The sequence below is a fragment of the Nocardia sp. NPDC004604 genome, assembly GCF_040609795.1.
GTDB lineage: Bacteria > Actinomycetota > Actinomycetes > Mycobacteriales > Mycobacteriaceae > Nocardia.
On the sequence record NZ_JBEXLC010000258.1, the window covers coordinates 1 to 6,580 of the forward strand.

General features: G+C 65.3%; 7 protein-coding genes. 5 read left to right on the forward strand and 2 right to left on the reverse strand.

Going from position 1 to position 6,580, the window contains the following annotated elements; all coding sequences use genetic code 11:
• Positions 1-292 precede the first annotated feature (292 nt).
• Positions 293-844: a hypothetical protein gene (locus tag ABZW16_RS42515; protein WP_354961839.1), complete on the forward strand. Its 552-nt coding sequence runs from the start codon at positions 293-295 to the stop codon at positions 842-844.
• 141 nt (positions 845-985) lie between these two features.
• Here ABZW16_RS42515 and ddaH read toward each other — a convergent pair whose 3' ends face one another.
• Entirely contained in the window at positions 986-1,858 is an 873-nt protein-coding gene (gene ddaH, locus ABZW16_RS42520; RefSeq protein WP_354961840.1) for a dimethylargininase, read from the reverse strand.
• A gap of 137 nt (positions 1,859-1,995) precedes the next feature.
• On the opposite strand from ddaH, the gene ABZW16_RS42525 reads away from it, so the two are divergent.
• The 4 genes from ABZW16_RS42525 to ABZW16_RS42540 all read left to right on the forward strand — a co-directional run bounded on the left by ABZW16_RS42525 (position 1,996) and on the right by ABZW16_RS42540 (position 5,441).
• Positions 1,996-2,433 carry an Lrp/AsnC family transcriptional regulator gene (locus ABZW16_RS42525; protein ID WP_354961841.1) on the forward strand — a complete coding sequence of 146 codons (438 nt, stop codon included), beginning with the start codon at positions 1,996-1,998 and terminating at the stop codon, positions 2,431-2,433.
• Positions 2,434-2,550: 117 nt separating this feature from the next.
• Entirely contained in the window at positions 2,551-3,177 is a 627-nt protein-coding gene (locus ABZW16_RS42530) for a precorrin-8X methylmutase (RefSeq protein ID WP_354961842.1), read from the forward strand.
• A complete protein-coding gene (gene cobJ / locus ABZW16_RS42535) occupies positions 3,174-4,775 on the forward strand; it encodes a precorrin-3B C(17)-methyltransferase (RefSeq protein ID WP_354961843.1) in 1,602 nt (533 codons plus the stop codon). Before ABZW16_RS42530 ends, cobJ begins: the two co-directional genes overlap by 4 nt.
• A 111-nt stretch (positions 4,776-4,886) precedes the next feature.
• Positions 4,887-5,441 (forward strand): dihydrofolate reductase family protein, encoded by a 555-nt coding sequence (locus tag ABZW16_RS42540; RefSeq protein ID WP_354961844.1) that lies wholly within the window; start codon positions 4,887-4,889, stop codon positions 5,439-5,441.
• Between the two features lie 353 nt (positions 5,442-5,794).
• On the opposite strand, the gene ABZW16_RS42545 is transcribed toward ABZW16_RS42540, so the two are convergent.
• Positions 5,795-6,580, reverse strand: a 786-nt coding sequence (locus ABZW16_RS42545; protein WP_354961845.1) for an MFS transporter, incomplete at its 5' end; no start/stop codon positions are given.

Genomic DNA, 6,580 nt, shown 5'->3' on the forward strand with positions numbered 1-6,580 from the left:
GATCTCGAGGTTCAACAGCGCATTGACGAAACAGCTCTTGCCCTGACCGAGCTGTCCGGTGATCACGATGCGCCGCCGCGGATCACGGACCCGGTTCGTGAACGCAGCGGCCAACTCACATGCTCCGATGACAATTGGATCGCGTCGCCCGTGTCTACGCGATATGCCGACCGCGCCCTTTCACAACTCCGCGCCCATCCGGTCCAGCACCGACGCCACTCGGGTCGCTGGATCTCGGGCTCTGCCCGTGGCACGGTGAGCTCAGCGGCTGACTCACGGAGGGAGTATTCCGATGACGATTTGGCGGCTCAGTGATGAGGAGATCGACGCGATGTCCGCCGACGAGCGGCGAGCATTGATTCGGCGACTGCAGCTGCCGCCGGAGCGGGTGCTGCCGCGGCCGGAGATCGTGCGGATCCATCGGCGAGTGCGGTTGACCTTGATGGTGGGCGGATCGATCGTGTTGATCCCGTGGATCGCGTACCTCGCAGTGTCGCTGCCGCCCGACTATCAGGCCCACAACTGGCCGCTCACCTGGGTCGGATTCGACAGTCTGCTGGTCATCATGATGGCGATGACCGCCTACCTCGGCTGGCAGCGCAGGCAACTGCTGCTACTACCCGCATTCGGCACCGGCCTGCTACTGCTCGTCGATGCCTGGTTCGACATCACGACCGCGAACCCCCGCGACGTCTGGCTCTCCATCGCCATCGCCTGCGTCGGCGAAATCCCCCTCGCTATCCTGCAGATCACCGGCGCGCTCCTGCTGTTCAAGTTCGTCACCGAGGCCCACCCCTTGGCCGATCCGGAGGTCAGCGCCTGGCGCACCAAACTCCCGTTCTGACACCGCTTCGAGGCATGCAGCCCCTTGGACCGCCTCGAATGTTCCGGTCGGCCGAGCCGCCACCACTCGATGCGCAGCGCCGGTCCTCGAGCCCGGGAGCGATCGTGCGTCATTGCACGAAAGCCCTTCGCGCTGAATATTTCAGGAAGCAACCGCGGTCGGCGCGCGGCGCGGATCGTCATGGATCTCCAAGGTGCAGCACTTCACGCCACCGCCAGCCTTGAGCAGTTCCGACAGGTCCACACCCACCGGGTTGTAACCCTGTCCGCGCAACTCCGACGCCAGATTGTCGGCGCGGCTGCTGATGAAGACGTTCAGACCGTCGGAGACGCCGTTCAGACCGAGGACCACCGCGTCGGCGTCGGTCGCGCGGATGGCGTCGGGAAACAGACCAGCGAGGATGACCTGGCTTTCGGCGCTGAACGCGGGCGGGAAGTAGGCGACATTGCTGTCATCGAGCACCATCAGCGCCGTATCCAGGTGGTAGAAGCGCGGATCGACGAGTTGGAGGGAAACGACCGGAAGGTCGAAGTAGTGCTCGACCTCGCGGTGCGCGGCAATCGAACTCCGGAATCCGGTCGCGGCCAGCATGCGCTCACCTACGAGCAGGAAGTCGCCCTCACCCTCGTTGACTTCCTGCGCACCGACCAACTCCGTCAGACCCCGCTGGGCGAACCAGCGGTGATACGCGGGACCTTCGGCAGCCCGCTCGGGATGGGTGAATCGCGCCGACATCGCCCGATCCCCCACGATCAGACCGCTGTTCGCGGCGAAAACCATATCGGGCAGCCCCGGCTCACCCGGCACCACCTCGATGCGGTGACCGTACTGCTCGAAGGTCGCACGCAGCACCTCCCATTGCGATAGCGCGAGTGCGCGATCGACGGGTTCCTGTGGATTCATCCACGGATTGATCGAGTAGAAGACGTCGAAATGATCCGGACGGCACATCACGAACTGCCGTTGGGTCGGCTGCCGTGCGGGCTCGATGCGGAGCGTGGTTACAGAGGTCAACGTGTCTCCCGGAGGTAGCGCGGATCGTTCCGCTGCCACGAAGGTAATTCGCCTACTATTGCGTCAGAAACAACGATTCATTGCGCATGATCGACCGGATTCAGCGAATCATTGTGCGACGAGAGAGCGAGTGTGGCGTGGACGACATCGATCGGCGAATCCTCGCCCATCTGCTCAAGTCCGCGCGCGCCTCCTTCCAGGAGATCGGCGCGAAGGTCGGACTCTCAGCCCCCGCGGCCAAGCGCCGCGTAGACAAGATGGTCGCCAGCCGCCAGATCACCGGCTTCACCGCACTCGTGAACCCCGCCGCACTGGGCTGGACCACCGAGGCCTACGTCGAGGTCTACTACCGCGACAACATCACCCCCGCCGAACTCCGCCGCACCCTAGAACCCATCCCCCAGGTAATAGGCGTCTGGACCATCGCAGGCGAGGCAGACGCCCTGGTCCACGTAATGGCCACCGACATGGCCGAAATCGAATCCACAGTAGAACGAATCCGCGAAAACACCCGAGTAGGCCGTACCCGCTCCTCCATAGTCATGTCCCGAATCCTCGAACGCCCAAGAACCTGATCGTCGAGAATGCGCTCATGCAGGCACCTACTCGACGTTTACCTGCATCAGCGCATTCTTCTCGCTGGATGTGCCCCGGGGGTTTGGGGGAGGTGGGGGGCTTTTAGGGTGGGGCGCATGGGTGGTTGGTACCTGAGTGATGGGGCCGAGATTTATCGGCGGTCGTTTGCGACTATTCGGGCGGAGGCGGATCTTGGTGGGTTTCCGCGGGATGTTGCGCAGGTGGTGGTGCGGATGATCCATGGGTGTGGGCAGGTGGATCTGGCGGGGGATGTGGCGTTTTCGAGTGGGGTGGTGGCGGCGGCGCGCGGGGCGTTGCGGGGTGGGGCTCCGATTCTTTGTGATGCGCAGATGGTTGCGTCTGGGGTGACGCGTAAGCGGCTGCCTGCTGAGAATGATGTGATCTGTATGCTTGCGGATCCGCGGGTGCCGGAATTGGCTGCGGCGATGGGGAATACGCGCTCTGCGGCGGCGGTGGAGCTGTGGCGGGATCGGCTCGATGGCGCGGTGGTCGCGATCGGGAATGCGCCGACCGCGCTGTTCCATCTGCTCGACATGATCGATGCGGGGGCGCCGCGGCCTGCCGCGATCCTCGGGATTCCGGTCGGGTTCATCGGGGCCGCAGAATCGAAGGACGCGCTGATCGAATTCGGCGGGGTCGAGTATCTGACCGTGCGTGGACGGCGGGGTGGCAGTGCCATTACCGCGTCGGCGCTGAATGCGATTGCGAGCGAACAGGAATGAGCAGCGGGAAGTTGTGGGGTGTCGGGCTCGGCCCTGGCGATCCCGAGCTGGTGACGGTGAAGGCGGCGCGGGTGATCGCGGCGGCCGATGTCATCGCCTTCCATAGCGCGCGGCACGGTCGCAGCATCTCGCGCGCCATCGCCGCGCCCTATATGCGTGCGGACCAACTCGAGGAACACCTGGTCTACCCGGTGACGACCGAGACGACCGATCACCCCGGCGGCTATCAGGGCGCCATCGACGAGTTCTATGCACAAGCCGCCGAACGCCTCGCCGTACATCTGGCGGCTGGCCGGTCCGTCGCGCTGCTCGCTGCGGGCGATCCGCTCTTCTACAGCTCCTATATGCATATGCACCGCCGGTTGGCCGGCCGGTTCGAGGCCGAGATCATCCCCGGCATCACCTCGGTGAGCGCAGCCTCGGCCGCCCTCGGCACGCCGCTGGTCGAGGGCGAACAGGTACTGACCGTCCTGCCCGGCACCATGCCCACCGATGAACTCACCCGCCGCCTTCGGGATACCGACGCCGCCGCCATCATGAAGCTCGGTCGCACCTATCCCGCTGTGCGCCAGGCTCTCTCGGACTCCGGCCGCCTCGCCGACGCCTACTATGTCGAGCGCGCGAGCAGCACTCGCGAACGCGTCCTCACCGCCGCCGAGGTCGACGATGCGGACGTACCCTATTTCGCCATCACCCTCGTCCCCGGCCCCCAGCCGACAACCCCACTGCGCCTTAAGAATTCAGGTGCCTCGGATGTCTATTCGGCGGCACACGTTTTCAGTCGGGAGGATGTCACCGATTCGGGATCCGACGCAGGGGGCGGCGACGTAACTGCCACCGACCCCGCCTCGGGGCTCGGCGAGGTCGTGGTGGTCGGGCTCGGTCCGGGCTCGCCCGAGTGGACCACGCCCGAGGTCGAACGCGCACTTGCCGAGGCGACCGATCTGGTCGGATACACGACCTACATCAATCGGGTGCCGTCGCGTCCTGGGCAGCGCAGGCATGCCAGTGACAACCGGGTGGAATCCGAGCGTGCCGCCATGGCATTGGATCTCGCGAAGCAGGGAGCCAAGGTCGTCGTCGTATCCTCGGGTGACCCCGGGGTGTTCGCGATGGCGGCGGCGGTGCTGGAGGAATCCGCCGATCCGCAGTGGCGCGGGGTGCCGGTGCGGGTGTTGCCGGGACTTACCGCGGCCAATGCCGTCGCCAGTCGAGTCGGCGCGCCACTCGGTCACGACTACGCGATGATCTCGCTTTCGGATCGGCTCAAGCCGTGGGACGTCGTCGCGCGACGACTTTCGGCGGTTGCCGAGGCGGATATGGCGATCGCGATCTACAACCCGGCCTCCAGCCAGCGCACCTGGCAGGTCGCCGCGATGCGTGACGTACTGCTCGAGCATCGCAAGCCCGACACCCCGGTGGTACTCGGCCGCGATGTCGGCGGGCCCACCGAATCCGTCCGCGTCGTGACTCTCGCTGAGCTGGATCCGGCCGAGGTCGATATGCGCACCCTGCTGATCATCGGAGCGTCCACCACCGCCGTCATCGAGTCCGAGCAGGGCACCCGGGTATACACCTCGCGCCGCTATCAGCGCTGATTCCGGTCCGGAGTGAAACCGTAAACATTCCGAAAACGGTTCCGGCCAAACTGAAGGCACAGACAACAGCGGGCCGCACGGACCCGCGACAACCGGAAGGCAGTACCGCCCATGCGCAAGCTCAAGCTCCAGGTTCAGACCACCATCAACGGGTACATGTCCGGCCCGAACGGCGAGATGGACTGGATGACCTTCCCGTGGTCCGATGACTTCGCCGCCCGCATCGCCGCCATCACAGCCGAATTCGACACCATCGTGCTCGGCCGCAATCTTGCCGAGGGCTTTATCCCGCACTGGGCCTCCAAGCCGGAACACGAGCCCCAGGAGGCCATCGACAAGATGAACAACACACCCAAGGTCGTGATCTCCAATAGCCTGACCGAATCGCCGTGGGAGAACACCGTCGTCGCGGGCGGTGACCTCGCCGCGACCATCAATGGGCTCAAGGCGCAGCCGGGTGGGGACATCATCGTCTACGGCGGTGGCACACTCGTCGCGAACCTGATCGCCGAGGACCTGATCGACGACCTGCACCTGTTCGTCAACCCGACCGCGATCGCCGCGGGCCTGCCGGTCTTCCGCGGCACGACCCGGCTCGACCTCGTGTCCGCCACCGGATTCGAGTGCGGTGTGACCGAACTGCACTACCGGCCGAAGAGCGCCTGATCGCGCTCGCGGACTTGCCGAAGATGCCGATCGATACATTGATCGGCATCTTCCACGTTTGTGGCGGTCCTGCTGACTTCCCCGCGGCCTACCGCGTGACCCGCCTACAGGTCCACGACATCCCTCCACCGGGCTGAACCGCTCGACCACGCCGAACGGCTCGACATCAACCCCTTCGAGCGCGCGATGTCGATCAACTGTGTGAAAACTTCAACCGCGCCAGACCAGAAAGCCGTGCCTCCGCCGACCACGCCGAGCCGAACGACCACTCGGACACCAGGCCAAACGACTACTCAGGACCCGCCAACCGCGCCGATCCGTTGGCCCAGCAAGTCCTACGGCAACCGGAGCTCTTATCGGGAGCGATAGTTCCGGGCCACGAGCGCCGAGCATCCGGCCGCACCTACGGCGGCGACCGCGAACATCGTCGGATAGCCAACACCGAACGACTGGTGCAGGAACGCCAGCAGCGCGGGGACACCGAAGCCGAGATAGCTGCCGGAGTAGAAAACCGCGGTCAGCCCGGCCAGGTCGTCGGGGCGGGCGATGCGTTCGATCTCCTGTAGTCCGGCCACCAGCCCGATCCCATAGCCAGCGCCGAGCACGACGGCGGTGACAATCGTGAGCGGCATGGCCAATGTGGCGCAAGCCCATGCGGCCGTGACCATTCCGCAGGCCACCAGTGCCAGCGCAACCACTGCGGCACGAGCCGTGCCGGGCCGATCGATCCGGCGGGCCGCCGATTGGATGGCGAAACCGCAGCCGAGGGTGACCACTGTGATGAACGCGGAGAACGCGATGGGAGCATCGTGCACCTTCGGCGCCATCAGTGTGGGCATGACTGCGTAAGCCGTTGCGGCAGAGGTGAACAGCCACAGCGCGACCGGCAATGCAACACACCGGAATCGGCGATGCGCGGCCGCCGGAACCTTCAGATCATCGATCAATCGACCCGAATTATGCTGCAACGATAACGTTTCCGGTGCCCGAGCCACCCAGGCCGCTGCGACCAGACACAGCACGGCATTGATCAGATATGCCAGCGTATTCGGCAGCGGAGCCCATTGCGCAAGAACCCCCGCCACACCGGCACCGACGGCGAACCCGCCGGTCAGGCTCATCGCCGAACGTCGCGCCCC

Bases quoted from the DNA above. Each gene is read 5' to 3' on its own strand.
- cobJ (WP_354961843.1), top strand. From the start codon at position 3,174: ATGAGCAGCGGGAAGTTGTGGGGTGTCGGGCTCGGCCCTGGCGATCCC.
- ABZW16_RS42540 (WP_354961844.1), top strand. From the start codon at position 4,887: ATGCGCAAGCTCAAGCTCCAGGTTCAGACCACCATCAACGGGTACATG.
- ABZW16_RS42515 (WP_354961839.1), top strand. From the start codon at position 293: ATGACGATTTGGCGGCTCAGTGATGAGGAGATCGACGCGATGTCCGCC.
- ABZW16_RS42530 (WP_354961842.1), top strand. From the start codon at position 2,551: ATGGGTGGTTGGTACCTGAGTGATGGGGCCGAGATTTATCGGCGGTCG.